This window comes from Paenibacillus sp. DRB1-1 (assembly GCF_052119485.1).
GTDB classification, from domain to species: Bacteria; Bacillota; Bacilli; order Paenibacillales; family Paenibacillaceae; genus Paenibacillus; species Paenibacillus polymyxa_B.
The window spans coordinates 473,988-490,490 of record NZ_JBODQH010000001.1; the positions used below are offsets into that span (position 1 = coordinate 473,988).

General features: G+C 45.7%; 11 protein-coding genes. 1 reads left to right on the forward strand and 10 read right to left on the reverse strand.

Features of this window, described 5'->3' with window-relative positions:
• Positions 1 to 6: 6 nt before the first annotated feature.
• From ACQW03_RS02090 to ACQW03_RS02120, 7 genes are all read right to left on the reverse strand, one after another.
• On the reverse strand, positions 7 to 909 hold the full coding sequence (locus ACQW03_RS02090) for an ABC transporter permease (RefSeq protein ID WP_220031096.1): 903 nt from the start codon (positions 907 to 909) through the stop codon (positions 7 to 9).
• Between the two features lie 30 nt (positions 910 to 939).
• Complete coding sequence (locus ACQW03_RS02095; protein ID WP_441948049.1) at positions 940 to 2,547, reverse strand: extracellular solute-binding protein; 1,608 nt, start codon at positions 2,545 to 2,547, stop codon at positions 940 to 942.
• A gap of 394 nt (positions 2,548 to 2,941) precedes the next feature.
• Positions 2,942 to 4,147 (reverse strand): MFS transporter, encoded by a 1,206-nt coding sequence (locus tag ACQW03_RS02100; protein ID WP_076292595.1) that lies wholly within the window; start codon positions 4,145 to 4,147, stop codon positions 2,942 to 2,944.
• 19 nt (positions 4,148 to 4,166) lie between these two features.
• Positions 4,167 to 5,228 (reverse strand): ROK family protein, encoded by a 1,062-nt coding sequence (locus ACQW03_RS02105; RefSeq protein ID WP_441948051.1) that lies wholly within the window; start codon positions 5,226 to 5,228, stop codon positions 4,167 to 4,169.
• 185 nt (positions 5,229 to 5,413) lie between these two features.
• Positions 5,414 to 7,732 carry a helix-turn-helix domain-containing protein gene (locus ACQW03_RS02110; RefSeq protein WP_220031094.1) on the reverse strand — a complete coding sequence of 773 codons (2,319 nt, stop codon included), beginning with the start codon at positions 7,730 to 7,732 and terminating at the stop codon, positions 5,414 to 5,416.
• 299 nt (positions 7,733 to 8,031) lie between these two features.
• On the reverse strand, positions 8,032 to 10,584 hold the full coding sequence (locus ACQW03_RS02115; protein ID WP_441948054.1) for a beta-mannosidase: 2,553 nt from the start codon (positions 10,582 to 10,584) through the stop codon (positions 8,032 to 8,034).
• Positions 10,585 to 10,789: 205 nt separating this feature from the next.
• Positions 10,790 to 11,857: a LacI family DNA-binding transcriptional regulator gene (locus tag ACQW03_RS02120; RefSeq protein WP_025723495.1), complete on the reverse strand. Its 1,068-nt coding sequence runs from the start codon at positions 11,855 to 11,857 to the stop codon at positions 10,790 to 10,792.
• A gap of 280 nt (positions 11,858 to 12,137) precedes the next feature.
• Here ACQW03_RS02120 and ACQW03_RS02125 point away from each other — a divergent pair, with 280 nt between their 5' ends.
• A complete protein-coding gene (locus ACQW03_RS02125; protein WP_025723496.1) occupies positions 12,138 to 13,829 on the forward strand; it encodes an ABC transporter substrate-binding protein in 1,692 nt (563 codons plus the stop codon).
• Between the two features lie 72 nt (positions 13,830 to 13,901).
• On the opposite strand, the gene ACQW03_RS02130 is transcribed toward ACQW03_RS02125, so the two are convergent.
• The 3 genes from ACQW03_RS02130 to ACQW03_RS02140 are packed head-to-tail and all read right to left on the reverse strand — an operon-like array spanning position 13,902 to position 16,109.
• Positions 13,902 to 15,125, reverse strand: a complete 1,224-nt coding sequence (locus ACQW03_RS02130; protein WP_441948056.1) for an MFS transporter — start codon at positions 15,123 to 15,125, stop codon at positions 13,902 to 13,904.
• A gap of 2 nt (positions 15,126 to 15,127) precedes the next feature.
• Positions 15,128 to 15,688, reverse strand: coding sequence for a GNAT family N-acetyltransferase (locus tag ACQW03_RS02135; RefSeq protein WP_220031091.1), 561 nt, complete (start codon positions 15,686 to 15,688; stop codon positions 15,128 to 15,130).
• A 58-nt stretch (positions 15,689 to 15,746) separates the two neighbouring features.
• Positions 15,747 to 16,109 carry a DUF2500 domain-containing protein gene (locus ACQW03_RS02140; RefSeq protein ID WP_025723498.1) on the reverse strand — a complete coding sequence of 121 codons (363 nt, stop codon included), beginning with the start codon at positions 16,107 to 16,109 and terminating at the stop codon, positions 15,747 to 15,749.
• Between the last annotated feature and the right edge of the window lie 394 nt (positions 16,110 to 16,503).

The following is a 16,503-nucleotide window of genomic DNA, read 5'->3' on the forward strand; positions in this document are numbered from 1 at the left end:
GCTCCTTTACATAATACTTTCATCTGTCAGTTTCTTGGAGGCATAGTTAGCGCTTAATACGAAGATGAGACCAACCACAGCCTGAAACAGGCCCACCACCGTAGCCAGCGTATATTGCCCGGACTCCATCCCGATGCGATATACAAACGTGCTAAGTACATCGGAATAATCTCGAACTGCTACATTTCCAATTACATAAGGACGATCAAAGCCAATGGTGATCATATTACCCAAATTAATGATAAGCAGCGTTGCAATTGTCGTTTTCATGCCAGGGATCGTAATATACCAAATTCTTTTCATGCGTCCTGCACCATCTACCTCGGCAGCTTCGAACAATTCCCGGTTAATCCCGGTCAAGGCTGCGAGGTACAAAATCGTTCCCCAGCCTGCACTTTGCCACACCCCTGTCAGCAGGTAGGTGAGTACCCAGTCATTTTTATCTGTCAAAAATGGAATCGCCTGAAACCCCAGTGAAGTAAGCACATTGTTGATCATGCCGGACTGCGTGCCAAACACCTGGTACACAATCCCGCCAATAATCACCCACGAAATAAAATGGGGAACGTACAAAATCGTTTGTGACAGCTTTTTAAACCAGACTACTTTCATTTCATAGAGCAAAATCGCCAAGATTAAAGGTGCTGGAAAAGATACCAGCAAATCAAGCAGGTTTAGGACGATGGTATTGCGCAGCGTTCGATAAAAATCGTCCATACGAAACACTTCTCTAAACGCATCGAACCCGATCCACTCACTCCCTGTAATTCCCTGAAAAAAGTTAAAATCCTTAAACGCGATCTGTACGCCCCACATCGGACCATATTTGAACACAATGAAGTAGGCCAGGGGCAGCACAAGCAACGCGTATAATTGCCAATATCTGCGGAAGTAAACGTTCCCTTTCATGCGCTGTCTCCTCCTTTACTTTCCGCCTTCTTACTTGCCTGTCATGGCCTTATAAGCTTCGGTACGCTCATCCAATATCGCTTGACCACCGCTCACCATATAATCCTTCAACGCCGCTTCGAATGTTGCATCAAACTGCGCCGGAGGCACCATCACAGATTTAACGACCATTTCGTCAAACTTATCCAGCAATGAGTTACTGTATTTGGACTCGGCTTTAATCGGATGGTCAAATTTCACTGGTGAAATTGTGTCCGTGCTGGAAATATCCATCGCCTTGCGAACATCCTCCTGGAATTGGGACGGCATGCCCAAAACAAAGGCTTCCTTGTTTTTGTTATCGTCTCCTGCAATCTTGCCATTCGCAATAATGACCACATCACCCTGATTATAGATACGATCCTGCGCTTCTTGTGTGGGTTTCTCCTTGGCAACTGGAATTCCGTCTTTCAAGGTATAGTTCTCGCCTTCCACACCATTTTGCATATCAAGCAGCACTTTCTCGGAAGACATCCAGTCGAGATACTTGATCGCCTCAATCGCATGCTCACTGGATTTAGGTACCATAATGTAGAGTCCATTGGATGCAAATTCTGGCTTGGCGTGTTTACCCTCACTGTTGGTATAAGGGTCCATTGGAGTCAGCTTCGCTGTGGACTGGTTAGCCAACAGATTCGGATAGGCGGAGTCATTATAATAGATGTTGTCGTAATCTTCACTGAAAAAACCGGTATTTCCGCTTTGAATATCCTGAGTCAGCTGTTTTTTGTCCTTATCCAGACCAAAGTCCTTGCTGATCAGATTCTCATTGTAAAGCTTGTTCATAAACTGAACTCCATCCTTGAATCCAGGTAGCAGGATTGGATAGTCACGGGAACCCAGCTCTTGGGTTAGCGTATATTTCTGCTCATCTGTCACTGGCTTAATAAAAGACCACAACAGCGGATCATATTGCCCCGGCTCCATCGTCATCCCCAGTGGAACGACCTTGCCGCTGGTCTTGCCAGGGTCTTTTTCCTTGAACGCTTTTAGCGTGTTGTATAGTTCATTTGTCGTTTTAGGAACAGGCATATTCAGCGTATCGAGCCAATCCTGGCGAATAAAAGAGGAATATTTTCCTAATATGGTACGCTTGCCGGGAATGGCGAACTGCTTGCCCCCCACCTGACCGTAGCTGAGCGTATCTTCACCGAGGAATTTTTTAAGATTTGGGCCGTACTCATTCAGCAGAGGGGTCAAGTCTGTCAGTCCACCCTGCTCCGCATACCGTTCAAAGGTTCCAGAATCATAAGTGAACACGATATCAGGTACATCACCACCGCTAGCCATCAGAACATTCAGCTTGGTTACTTCTTCGGAGCGCTGAACGGGTACGTACGTCAGATCAATATCGTTGGGTTTGCCAAAGTTTTCTTTTGCATATCGGGTTAAATAGCTGTCAGTAATGGTATAGCCCTGAGGTGTATTGCCTCTGTCAAAAATTTCAACCTTCAATGAACCAGCCTTGTTTCCGGTAGCGGTCGAAGCCTTGTCCGCCTCACCCGACGAGCATCCGCTCAATACAATCGACAGTGCAACCGTAGCTGCAAGCAGCAGACGAAGCTTCTTCAATGTTCCTTCAGCCTTATTCCCACTCATTCCTGAACACCCCTTTGTCTGCTTTTCCCGTTCGTCGCCTCTTCTGATGAGGAGGTTATGACATTTCATGCATCGGCATGAGTCTGTCCCTTTTGATCCGGGATGTGCCTTAGTATGACATGACCGCAGGAAAACTGACAATAAACTAGTTTCCCAATCATAAACCGGTTGATTGAAAGCGTTTGCTGAATATGATGAAGCGCTTACTTTTATTAAAAATCACTATTTTCCTGTGAATAAACCATTTTCTTTATTCGTTTCGTGTGAGCTATAGTTCCATATCACGTGATTTAAAAGTTTTTCACACGAAAAAAAGAGCATCCTCACCCTCATCAGGGATTCGATGCTCACACTACATTTTGTTAATTTCAATGAAATACTAACGTCACTACTCCTACTGTGAAGTCTCTGAAGGGAGGCTCATGGATAGCTTGCGTACCTTCCCAGTTTTCCCATCCTTACGGCTACGTGATACATAAACCATCATTAACGCCCCCAAGGTTGCACTGATCAGACACGCCAGGTTCATTAATTGCGGCCCTCCAGCGTGAAGAAGAAAGCCATTTAACAAATTACCTACAATCCCTGCCAGCCCGGCAAATACCATATTGAACACGCTTTGTCCGGTCGCTTGCATATCCTTTTCAGTTACATGTGAAACATACTCGACTGCTGCGATGTAGAAAAAACCAAATGACAATCCGTGCAGCACCTGCACAGCAATCATAACGGTAGGGTCGGGAAAAGCTAATTGAATTCCCCATCGAATCATATAAGCGACTGCCCCTAGCAAAAGAGTTCTCTCTAACCCAATCTTTCGAATCACTCGTGAAGCGAGCAGCATGGAGGGGACATTCGTAATGGACGCAATCAGCAGAGCAACCCCGACCAAACTCGTAAGTCCTCCCGACATCTTAAAGGCCAATACAAAATAGGTGTTGAATGCGGTTAACGTCTGATTTACTAAAAAACTGCCCCCTAAAAATATTAAAAATGTCCTGTTGCGGATCAATTGACCAATGCCGTCCGAAAACGATTTGCGCAGCACGAGATCTTCCTCCGTATTTTTCGGCAACGCCAGCGCAGTCAGGGCCGCAAGACTGTTCAGCACCAAAAAAGGCACCCACATCATAGTCACAGATAACAGCGATACAAATAGCCCCCCGGCGTAACCGCCCACCGCATTGCCTATACTCGCCATAAATCGTATGCTGCCATAGGTCGTTCCTGCCTTCTTGGCCGCTACAATCGCATAGGAATCCGCAATCGGCGCCTGCGTTGCCGTAAATATTGCCATAATGGAATACACAAGCGCCATCAGAACAAAACGCTCCGACTGATAACATACAGCCATAATTCCCGGAACCGCTACACTCAAAATGAGCACCAGCCGCATTTGACGATATTGATCCACAATAATTCCCCATATCGGCTGAACCAAAATGGATACCAGCGTACCAATTGCCATCAGAACACCGACACTGCTGCTCGTTAATCCATTCTGAACCAGCAGTAATGTCAAATACGGATTAAACATGCCCCCTGCCAAGCCAATAAACAAATAGAAGCTTCGTAGCTTCAGCATTTGTGAGCCTACCATCTGGAAACCTCCCTGTTGTTTAGCGTACCGAGCTGTCCAGAATCGTAGCCAATGCTCCGATGGCCCCGGCTTCATTACCTAGACCAGCAGGTACAATAGTACAAGGAATATCCGTCCATAAGGCTACTCTTTGCCGAATTTCATCCAAATAATACGTGTTACCTTCTGCTACACCGCCACCTACAACGATCATTTCCGGGTTCAGCAGGCTGATCACATTCGTCAAAGCCATCGCCATATGCACTAGTGCAGGCTCTATAATCATCCGTGCTTCTACATCCCCTTCGGACGCCGCTTGCAATACATGTCTAGCCCCTACCTCGTCCCTGTTTCCTCCTGCTAGCCGGATCATGTGTGTACCTGGTATGCCAGAGGCGAGTGCTGATTTTACACTGCGCGTTATCGCCGTACCCGATGTTAAAGATTCGAACACACCGAACTCATCCGTCCCCTTCTGTTTTGCTGCTTGCCGTGCCTGTTCCTCGCCTGCAATCCAATAAGCCATTTCACCTGCTCCGCCTGCGGCTCCCTTATACATCTCTCCATTTAAAATAAGGCCACAACCGATACCTGTTCCCACCGTTATCATCATCACATGCCGTAATCCCTGAGCTGCCCCTAACCATTGTTCTCCCAAAGCAGCCATATTCACATCATTATCCAGCATCAAGCGACCACTGTATCGGTGTGCAACAATAGATCGTATACTTTCATGCGCATTACCACCATGCGTACTGTCGCCATGTATACGATCTTGAACACTCCACGGGATTGCCGGGGCGTGGGTAATCGTTCCGCTATCGTTATCTACCACACCGGGGAAACCGATGCCTATGCCTTTTAACTGTGCCAGCGACAAACCTTCCTGTTTTAGACAATGTTCCAGCTCCTCGAATAAACTCTCAAAGAAAAAATGGGCATCCTTCGTATGAATCGTTGGAAATTTATGCCTCACCACTACTTGCTGTTCCGCTGTACCGATACAGATCAGCGTCTTCGTCCCGCCAACATCAATGCCTGCGGCCCAGCCGGAAGCCTTCGGCTCATCCCTGTGTTGCTTTTGTACATACATGTCCGCCATAGCCATCCTCCGTCATTCCGGTTCGCCATCATGCCTGCCAATACATCGGCTGTTGACGCCCTGTAGGTTCAAGATATGGACATAAGTATCGCATTTGAACACCTGTGCCGCAATAAACTAAATTCCGCCCCATAAACTGACGCGCTTTACTCCCCCTTTTAATGAAAAACAAAAAAGGCGAGCGCCTATAGCGCTCCCCCTGTTAATGAATCCTCCGGTTTTAATCTCAGCTTGCGATAATCTCCCGGCGTTACGCCGACTACCCGCTTAAATACCCGCCCAAAGGTAATCGAATTGGCATAACCAACCTGAGTCGCAATATGTTGAACTGTTTCGGTCGTATTACACAGCATTTGCTGGGCATGATTCATACGGAGCCGAGTCAAAAAATCGACGAATTTCATAGCAAATTCTGTTTTAAATAGATGACTAGCATATTTAGGTGACACATCAAAACGTTCACTCAAATGATTTAACGATAAATCCGGATTCGTATAGTGCTCTTCAATATATTGCTTCATTTCGCTAACCATAGCCCGGTAGCTTTTGGTTTCACTGGCGGCAACATAAGTCCGATACACAGTGGTCATGTGCTCTAACATCAGCGCATGCATCACAGCCAATGAAGAAGCAGACTCGACCTCACATTTCCATCTTTCTCCTTCCGGCCCGTTAAAATACCGATCCAGCGCCCCTGATACATCCTTCATCTCACGCATTTCCCGTTCAAGCAGCTCTTGCATCCACTGCATTACCGTTAAAATATCTCCATCCTTCATCTTGTCTGTTTCCATCGCTTCAAATAGTCCTTCCAGCTGTACACGCCAATCGTGGCTCGCCAGCCGAAAAGAACGAATCGTCTCCGAAATCAGCGGCAAATATGAGTATAATGGAATGTCATTGGCCTGCGGAACCTGATCACTGGTCACAATATCACGCACTCCCAGCGTTAACCGGTACCGTAGGGCAGAAATGGCGGACCGATAAGAATCCTGAATATGCTCTAACTCGTGAATCTGGCCGCCTATCCCAATCGTGAGCTGTACACCCAGATGCCCATGCAGCCACTCACAGCCTGTTTGTGCCATTTCTTGCAGCTTCACACTCAGTAAGCCTTCCCCATCACCTACCTCTTTCCGCAATAAAATGGAGATTCTTTCGCGACTCATCCATTCTGCCCAGCCCTGCCATCCATAGGTAGCTGCTAGTTCCTGCACCACACCAAGCAACGACAGGCTTAGACGCTGATCTTCGCCCCCATGATCCTCTAAACGCCTGCTACTTGTTGGTGTGCCGTCTGCTGTCTGTGGCAGATCCAGATCGTGTAGCTCTACCACCATGACAGCATAGACCAGAGTAACACCTCTCTTCCCGCCATCCGCAAAAGGAGAAAGATCATTCAGCCGAAGCTCTACCGTTTCGGTGCCTGTACCTTCCATAAGATCAAGAAACAGCTGCCGCCGCCGAATGAGTATATTCGCATGCTCCTGCTGTTCATAATCGATCGTTTGCCGAATCAGACTTTGCAACGCATGATCAATCATCCACAGCTCGTCCTTGTTGTTTTCCTCACCCGGACGGCTGGGCAGTTGTTGAATACGCTGCATCATCAGCTGAATTGGCCTGTAATTTCTGCGGGTCACATAAATAATGTAGATCACCGCTAATATAACAACAGCCAATCCAACTACAATCCAGACGTAAGAGATAACAGACACCCACTCGAACAACTGTCCGGCACGAATACCACTTTCAAAACTCCATCCCAGCCGGGGGGACATCAGATGAGTCAGTTGCTGCCCATCCTCTGCTTTTACAGCATCTTCTGTACCGGATGCAGCTGGATAAATAGTTTGACCGCTAGCATCATTAATCACCAGATAGGAAACTGTCGGATTCGTCATTTGACCAATCATTTGCTGCAATGGATACACACCGATATTGATTACCAGCAGCCCTTGTCCTCCAAAAGGCAACGGGAGGCGCTTATGCATCGAAATCACACGTTCTGACGTATGTGTTCCCGGCTCCGTCCATTCCCGCACAGGTGACCACTGCCGATCCTCCGACCGAAGAGCCTGCTCAATATACGGATAATCACCGAATGTCAAAGCATCCTGAAGTCCACTTCTCGTTAACACCGTGTGATCCTTCGTTCGATAAATATAAACGGAATGTACCAGTTCATGATTATCCTTAAGCGCGCGTAGGCTTCCAACTAGCCCATACAGCATCGTGCTGCCACTTTGCGCCTGCCCATTCAGAAAAGAACCATAGCTCTTGTTCGTCTCCGCCTCGCTTAATACGTCCATTTCTACCTTTGTCAGCGACTTCTCCACACTGTCCATTACAAATCCGGTTGTAATCCGATTCGCCTTTCCAGTTTCATTGCGCGATATTTCGTTTACAATCAGGAAGGATAAAAAAATGAGGATCGACACCGTTAACATAAAAATCGGGAAATAGGAAAAAAGCAATCTCCTGTACCAGCTCTTTCGCATCATGTCCTCCCCCCTGCCGCCTAATGCTTTCATGCCCCTCTCTATAGGGATCGTCAACACTAAGCATACTCGTGATGTCAGTTTTAATACGGCTTTGATTATACTTTGAACCTATTCTACCAAAATTAGATGCTAAATAGATAGATTTCTTACAAATGATCTGTTATCACTTAAGTCGAAAGACCTCTTTTGTCATGTATATTAACATTATGAAAACGCTCTACATATCATAAAAATAAATTTATATTATAAAAAAAGCCTATCCATCATCTACTTAAAGACGGATAAGCTTTTACTGCTGTCTAACCTTGTATCCAATTGACCAATGAATGTACTGTCAATGTACCCGGCGCAGCTGCCACAAATGCTGATGAACCGTTGCGCAAGGCCAAGAATTCCACTGTTTTAGGAATACCGGGAGCCAGATCCAGATGGTTGTCGCTGAAAATACCTTCCTGCTCTGCCGATAGCCACACGTGTCTGGCAAGTACATCCGAACACAGCATGAATCTGCTGCCTCCGCTTCCCTGAATCTCTGTCACTTCAATTTTTGCCTGCGGTAAATCCATCTCTTTTGTGTCTGCAAAATAAATTTCACCAGAGGCCACCTGTTCACCATTTTGCGTCAGACGCGCGACCAGCATATGCTCCGCCCGGTTCAGGCCGCTCAGCCATTTGTCGATAGGCAGTATATGTACAATTCCTGCACCGCCTGCTGGTTGCTTTACCTTAACATTCTCTTCACGAATAGCCTGGCTGCTACGGATATGCAAAAGCGTCAGCCGCAACGTACCTGATATCGGTTCCAGTGTATCGTTGACCAGATGCAGTGCCTTATTCCCCTGTTTTGTATCTGTTGCACTCAACAGCACATCGGCAAAGCTGCGCTTAGCCGTATATTGGAGCGCCTTCCAACGACCAAAATAGTCCATACTCGACCAGGAGGCAACGGGCCAGCAATCATTCATTTGCCAGTATAATGTTCCCATGCAATAGGGCTTGTGACGACGATGCGCCTCTATAGCTGCTTTCATTGCTTCTGCCTGTAAAATTTGGCTCATGGGAAGAAAACTTGTAAAATCCTTTGGCTCTCGCATGTACCGCCCCATATATTCTTTAATCAGACGATTGCCCGCATCGTTCTTCTGATGTGCCAGCATCACCGCAGATTCCAGCTCCAAATCCTTCTCTTCCGCATAAGTACGAACGGACTTGTATTCAGGAAAGGACTGAAAACCATATTCACTCATAAAACGGCCCACATGTACATGGTAATTCTCAAACGGCTCAGACGCGTGCCATACACCCCAATAATGAATATCACCTGCAGTTGAAGACCGATGGGCATGCTGGTTCCGATCTCTCGTCAGGTCAATCAGCGGGGAGGAGGGCCAATATGCTGTCTGCGCAGACCAGGTGTGCACCGCTTCCGGTAGAATCCGATGAAAGAGCGTTTCATAATCATCCCACAGGCGCTCCCGTTGCTCAGGTATGTAGTCCTTTTTCCAGCCCCAGCCTCCGTTCTCTTCATAATGCGCCCATGCAGAATCGATCTCATTGTTGCCGCACCATAAGGCAATGCAGGGATGATGACGCAGCCGCTTGATATTGTCCTCGGCTTCCTGTGCAACATTGTCCATAAATTCCTCATCCCCTGGGTACATGCTACAGGCGAACATAAAATCTTGCCACACGAGCAAACCGTATTCATCACAAAGCTCATAAAATACGTCTTGTTCATAAATACCGCCACCCCACACCCGCAACATATTCATATTCGAGGTTGCTGCACTGGCAATTTCATACCGATATCGTTCCATCGTAACTTCAGTGACAAAGCTGTCATTCGGAATATGGTTAGCCCCTTTTGCAAACACTGGAATTCCGTTCAGCTCAAAATAAAAGCTCTCTCCTGCTGCATCCCGTTCACGTACAAGACGGATGGAACGCAGCCCCGTTTTTACTGATTTTTCCGCGATTACAGCTCCTTGTTCTTGTTCCACCAATTCGGCCACAAACGTATATAGATGCGGCTCCCCCAGCCCACGGCACCACCACAGCTTCGGCTTCTCCAGCTCCAGCTCCAGCTCCACCGTCTGCTTCCCCTTCAGCAGCCGAACTGGCTTGGACCACACCTTCCCGTCAGCGGAAATACGCAACTCGGCATCTCTAATCTCATCTGCATTTTCGATCTCTACCACTGCCATGAGTTTAGCCCCTACCGAGTTCACCTCGTCCTGTCGAATAAACAAGTCTCTCACGATCAGACCAGACCACGCTTCGATCCGGACCTCTCTCCAGATACCGCTCGTCACCAGCCTCGGTCCCCAATCCCAACCATAGTGGTAGGGAGCCTTACGTGCGAAAACGCTTACCTTTTTGTCGGACAAACCACCTATCTCGGACTGATCATTGGGTGCAGGGAGTCCATATCCTAAGCTTTCCAGCTTGGGTACATCTTCAGCAATCGGAGAACGAAAATTGATTTCCAGCCGATTTTCCCCTTGCTGAACAAATGCCTTCACATCCTGTCTCCATACCCGAAACATATTATTGGCTGACAAGACCGATTGACCATTCACTTTTACATCCGCGTAAGTGTCCAGACCTTCCAACATCAACTCTACACATTGACATTGAAGCTGATCTGCATTTATCTCAAAATGGGCTTCATATATCCAATCCTGCTTATCAATCCACTGTACCTCCATCTCGTTCATACCGATAAACGGATCAGGAATTTTGCCATGTCGTAAAAGATCGGTATGCACACAACCCGGCACTTTCGCGCTGAGCCACTCATCACTTTGTGCTTCCCTAAACCTCCAGCCATCCAACCCTATCACATTAACCATCGTCACAAGCCTCCCTATAAGCATGATTGGGAACATCTGGATTTGTCAGTAACATAACAAAAATAACATTAAGCTAACAAAGTAGTCAATTGTTTTTTTGAACAAATGACAAAATACAAAATAAAAGTCGCCCTCTGCCCCTAAACAGGCTAAAAGCGACCTCCTTCGTCTTCACGGTGTATGGTGTCAAACACGTATCTGGACATTAACTATATGTGATTGTGCTGATGGAACGCTCACGGTCATCATTTTCCCGACTGATCCGGGGTGCATGAACTTCCCTTACGAATAGCTCAGCATGTAGCAACTTTTTCTCGACAGGCGAGTCCGGGTTCGTTATACGCCACAACAACTGGTCCACTGCACGCATTCCCAGCAATTCCTTATCCACTCTCACCGTGGCATAAATCGGCATTTGTTCATTCGTATCGTCAAACCCAGTCACTCCGCAACGCCTTGGAACGTCAATCCCCTTTTCTTTCAGCACATCCACGACCTGCGCAGCAGTCACATCATTAGCACATACAAAAACCTCAGGCAGTTCGTCCTCAGACAACTTGTCCATTTCCTCAGCAAGCGCCTGCGCTCCTCCGTGAAGAAGGGCTTTATTCTGCCGCAATTCTACTCCGCTCATTTCCAGTGTGGAACGACAAGCTTCCCAGCGTTCGTAGAAACTGTGAGCGTCATCAATATGACCCACAAACTGAAAGCGGGTATAGCCCCTGCACAGCAAATCCTTCATTAATTCACTCATGCATGTGCGATTATCTGTAAACACCGTATCACTTAAAAATGCAGAATCCCAATGATCTACCATAACGACCGGAATACCCATCCGATAAATGTTCAGCAACAACGAAGTTGAAATCGTCCCTACTGTGATAATCCCTTTAATCGCCTCCGGGTTCAGTAGAGAAAACGTATCTTCAGTCGAGGGCTCCGTTAACGTGATCATATCCATACCCTTACGGTTCAGACGCTCGGAAATCCCTTCAAATACAGGCCCCCAGTACCTGGATTCCCTGTTCTGGTACCTAATATTCGGAAATAACACTAGCACGGTACCCGACCATTCTCTGGGATCTGTGTCCCGAGGCTCTACCCCTGTCATTTTGGGATGACTGCGAAAATAGCCCATCTGGGCAGCAAGCTTGACCAGAACCGCCCTTGTTTCTTCACTTACACCGGGTTTGCCTGACAGTGCACGCGAAACAGCGAACTTTGAAACGCCCGCCGCATCCGCAATTTCTTGCAACGTTACTTTTCCACGCATCTTCTCACCCAACCCTATTCGGAATCTTTTTCTACCTTAACCTTTCTAATACACGGGTGTACCTATAAACTGGTACCATCGTAGCATACTTTGTTTTAGATCATCAAATGATAGATTTGTACAAATCCACACCCTCCACCAAAATATGTTTGCTTAATAAAAAAACAAACCGCATAACAAACAATTATAAATAACTTGACGCGAGGTTTTTTATTTCCTACAATTTACTATTGAAAGCACTTACATTGTGTAAATCATACTTATTAAGGGGGATTTGCAAATGTTCATGAACAGGTCGGTACGTCAGAGCTCCATCCTGCTCCTGTCTTTGCTGCTGCTCGTTACAACGGGCTGTGCGAACGGAACAGGCAGTAAGGCAGAAAAGGAAGATCCTAATGACACCAGCCCTATTACATTTACTTTCTTTGGCGGTGATTCCAGCTCTAACTGGAACAACATGAAGGATGCTGTCGGGCAGGAAATTATCAAGAAAACGGGCGTTACGCTAAATGCTGAACATGCTGTCAATGGCCGAGGCGAGGAAAAGTTTGCTTTAATGGCAGCGAGCGGAGAGTATCCAGATCTCGTGTACCCCAAATCAGACATTGGCAAGCTGGTTGATGCCGGGGCACTCATTGACCTAACCGACCTCATTGACAAATACGGTCCTAACATTAAGAAAGTGTATGGAGACTATTTTAATCGTATTAAATATAGTAGTGAAGATCCAGCCATCTACACGATCCCGACCAATTTGGGTGTGGATCACATCGCGTTTGATGCACAAGCCGGCTTCGAAATCCAGCATCAGGCACTTAAGAAGCTTGGATATCCTAAAATCCGCACCGTTCAAGATTTTGAAAAAGCACTTAAAGATTATGTCGCCAAATACCCTACCACCAATGGCCAGCGAACCATCCCCCTATCACTTGATGCCGAAGACTGGAAAATTCAAATTACAGTGACTAACCCGGCTGTTACTGCTACAGGTGGACCCGACGATGGCGAATATTATATTGATCCTAAAACACACAAAGCCATTCTTCACTACAAGCGCCCAGAAGAACGTGAATATTTCCGCTGGTTGAACCATATGTACAATGAAGGACTGTTGGATAAGGATACTTTTGTGCAAAAAAGTGATCAGTATAAGTCCAAAATCGCCGCAGGCCGTGTCATCGGACTCATTGATCAGGAATGGAACTATCAAGATGCCGAAAATGCGCTCAAGGCAGCAGGTAAGGATGAATTCACTTACGCCCATTTTCCAGTCACTTTAAATGAGAAATACGAGGATCATTCCCTCCAGCCCATTGGCTTCGATACCGCATCCGGGATCGGAATTACAACCTCATGTGAAAATCCGGTGCGAGCTATCAAGTTTCTGGATTTTCTGGCCTCCGACGAAGGACAAATTTTACGCAATTGGGGAATTGAAGGCCAGCATTACAACGTAGAGAACGGCAAACGAGTCATTCCGGCGGATGTGCAACAACGTAAAAACACCGATAATGCTTCTTTTAGCAGAGAGTCAGGAATCGGTTTGTACTGGATATGGGGACCACATTACGGCGATAGCGTAAAGGACCCTTCTGGCAACTATTACACAACCAATTATCCGGAGATGATTACCGAAAATTATAGTCAAGCCGAAAAAGAGTCCCTTCAGGCATACAAAGCCCATACGTGGAAAGACCTGTTCCCGAACGAAAAGGATTTTCCGGTAAAAGAGTGGGGGGCTGCCTACAACATGCCCGTTCCGACTAATACGAATTACAATGTTATTTATCAGAAGTCACAGGACATTGTACGCAAACGGATTCCTGAGGCCGTACTCGCCAAGCCAGATCAGTTCGACGCTGTGTATGACCGCATGCTCCAAGAGCTGGATCAGGCGGGTGTGCCAAAAGCTGAAGAAATCTACACTGGCCTAATCCAAAATCGCCTGAAACTGTGGTACGGTGAAAAATAGGGTTTGCTTTTTAATGAAATATTATAGGGCTGACAGACAATGCTGTTCAGCCCCTCTACATTAACTTTTACATTAAACATTCTGTTTGGTTTCTTTTCCTTTCCAAGAATTACTTTTCCCTGAAACACGATTGACGTAAAACAATAAAATGATAGGAATCAACGCAATCCCGCCACACATCACCCAAGATATTTGAATAGGTGTTTGATCGGAAGACAAATCCGTAAAATTACGACTGATGATACCTGTCACGATTAAACCTACGCACATGCCTAATTGTGAAATCGCAGAATCCAGAGATAGTAGTGTAGAACGATACTCATTAGAGATTCTTTTGTTCAGAAAAATTTGTTTGGCAACCGTATACATGCCGCGCCCAATTTCATAGATTAAAAAGGTAAGCAGTACAGGATAAAATGTGTTGAACGCACCGGCTAAAAAGAGCCATATCCCAATCATACCGCAAGCATACATGAGTATATGTACATCTCTGTATCGTGCTCCTAGCTTTCGAACCAGGTAACTTCCCAAAGTCATACATAGTGAATACCCTGCCTTGATAAACCCCATAATCCAAATCCCTTGTTCAGAAAGGCCAACCAGACGTGGCTGTTGAAATGTATTCCCCGCCGAGTTCGAAAAGCTGATAAATAAGCCAATCATAAACACAATCCAGATAGACTTATTTTCAAAACCGATACGGACACTTTCTCCGATAATCGTTTTAATACGGGTAGTAGACGTCTTTCGATGAGCAATGTTCTCCTCATCCATATAAAAGAAACATAGAAAAATGCATACAATAATAGATAAAATACTGGCCGCCCATGGAAGTGAATAGTTAAAAGTTGCGAGGAAGGCTCCCAACAGACCACAAATAAATCCCGAAATATACTGTATACTGTTAGAGGTTGTAAAAAGAACTTCCATGGGCTTATCACTATTTTCCACAACCCATGATTCCAACGAACCTGATTGTAAACATATAGCCAGACCCCCAAAGACTTGCGCAAACACAAGCACCCCGATATGATCTGTCCAAACGAACAACACACTATAGAGTAGAAAACAACAAAGTCCCAAAATAACAGAAATTTTTCTTCCATACTTATCTGCAATAGCCCCTGTGGGTATCTCAAACAAAAAAATACTTACAAAGAATACAACTAGTAAGAAGTTTGCACTCTGCAAAGAAAGTCCTTTAGCTAATAGAAAAAGGATAAGCGTAGTCCCCGTGATTTCACTCATAAAAAATTGAAGAAAGCTGACAGAGTAAAATAGCTTATGAGGTTGCACTCTTAGGATTCCGTCGTTTGCTCTGCAGCCTCATATTCACTTCGCAAAATCCCCATCTGAATAATGTCATAGTATCGCCCTTGCCTGAATAGCTTTTCCCGCAGCCACCCTTCCTCCTTGAAGCCGCATGCCAAATAGCAACGGTATGCACGTTCATTGAACGCATAGACCTCTAGCTCCAACCGATTCAGGTTCAGAGCATGAAATGCAAATTTCTGTATTAGGCGAATTGCTTCCCGACCGTAGCCTTTGCCCAGGTCACCGTCACGTCCGATCACAATTCCAAGGGTGGCGTGCCGATTCACCCAGTTAATTTTAAATAAGTCCAGTTGTCCGATATAGTCCAGTGTGTCTTTATGCGCAATGACAAAACCTTTGATCTCGGGGTTGCCGTCAATCATCATCTGTACAAAGGATTCGCTATTCACCTGTGAATGCGGATAAATAAACACGTCGCTTAAACCACGTGTGATTTCCGGGTCATTGACCCATTTTCGGATAGCTGGTATATCTTCTTGACGGTATTCTCTCAATACTATTCGTTTTCCAATGATATGCGGCATCGTAATCTTCCCTCCAATTATGTATTTGTTTTGGCAATACTACTCCCTGCCAACACCTTTACGCTTCCATTACTCTCACAAACTCCAGAAAACGTGTACCTTTATAATGAAGCTCCCCACGATCCCCGATCACAATCATACCAAAGTCTGTATCCTTCACCTCCAGCTCCATACGCTCACCCCCGTCAAACTCAAAGGTGATATAATAATATGTCGAAGCTGAAAAATCGCCTGATCCCCCACGCACTCTCGTCCGTTTATCCACAACCTTACATGAACGTTGTACCCGTTCGGCTGCTTGATTGGACAGGCCCGCTCCTATCGTTTTGACAATTCCCATAATCATTACAATAGCAATGAGTCCAAATACGATAAAAAAGATCATATTAAACGATTGAAATTCCATAAAATCATTTCCCATCTGCTTCATCCTTTCTACAGTAAAATGTAAATTTTCCATTCTATTGCCCATTGACAAATCGTACATCTTCACCCTCAAAAACTCCAATACTTTTTTAACATACTTACGAAAAAAAAGTTCTTTCGCTCTTTTCCGTACCCCGCTTGGACTTATACCCGATCTGGGTCCGCTGATCCCCTCTAGACCGATTGACAAAACTATATATAGATATAAAATAGAGAATGTACTCTAAATATAGTGTAAAAAACGTATTTATGCCCGATATCTTGAAGATACAGGTATGAAAATACATGTAAATATAGAGTCAAAAATTTTAAATGGCACAGCCAGCAAGGGATTCCAGCTATGATGGATCTCGGGCAATGCCGTTTTCTTTTTTCGTTAATTGTTTAAG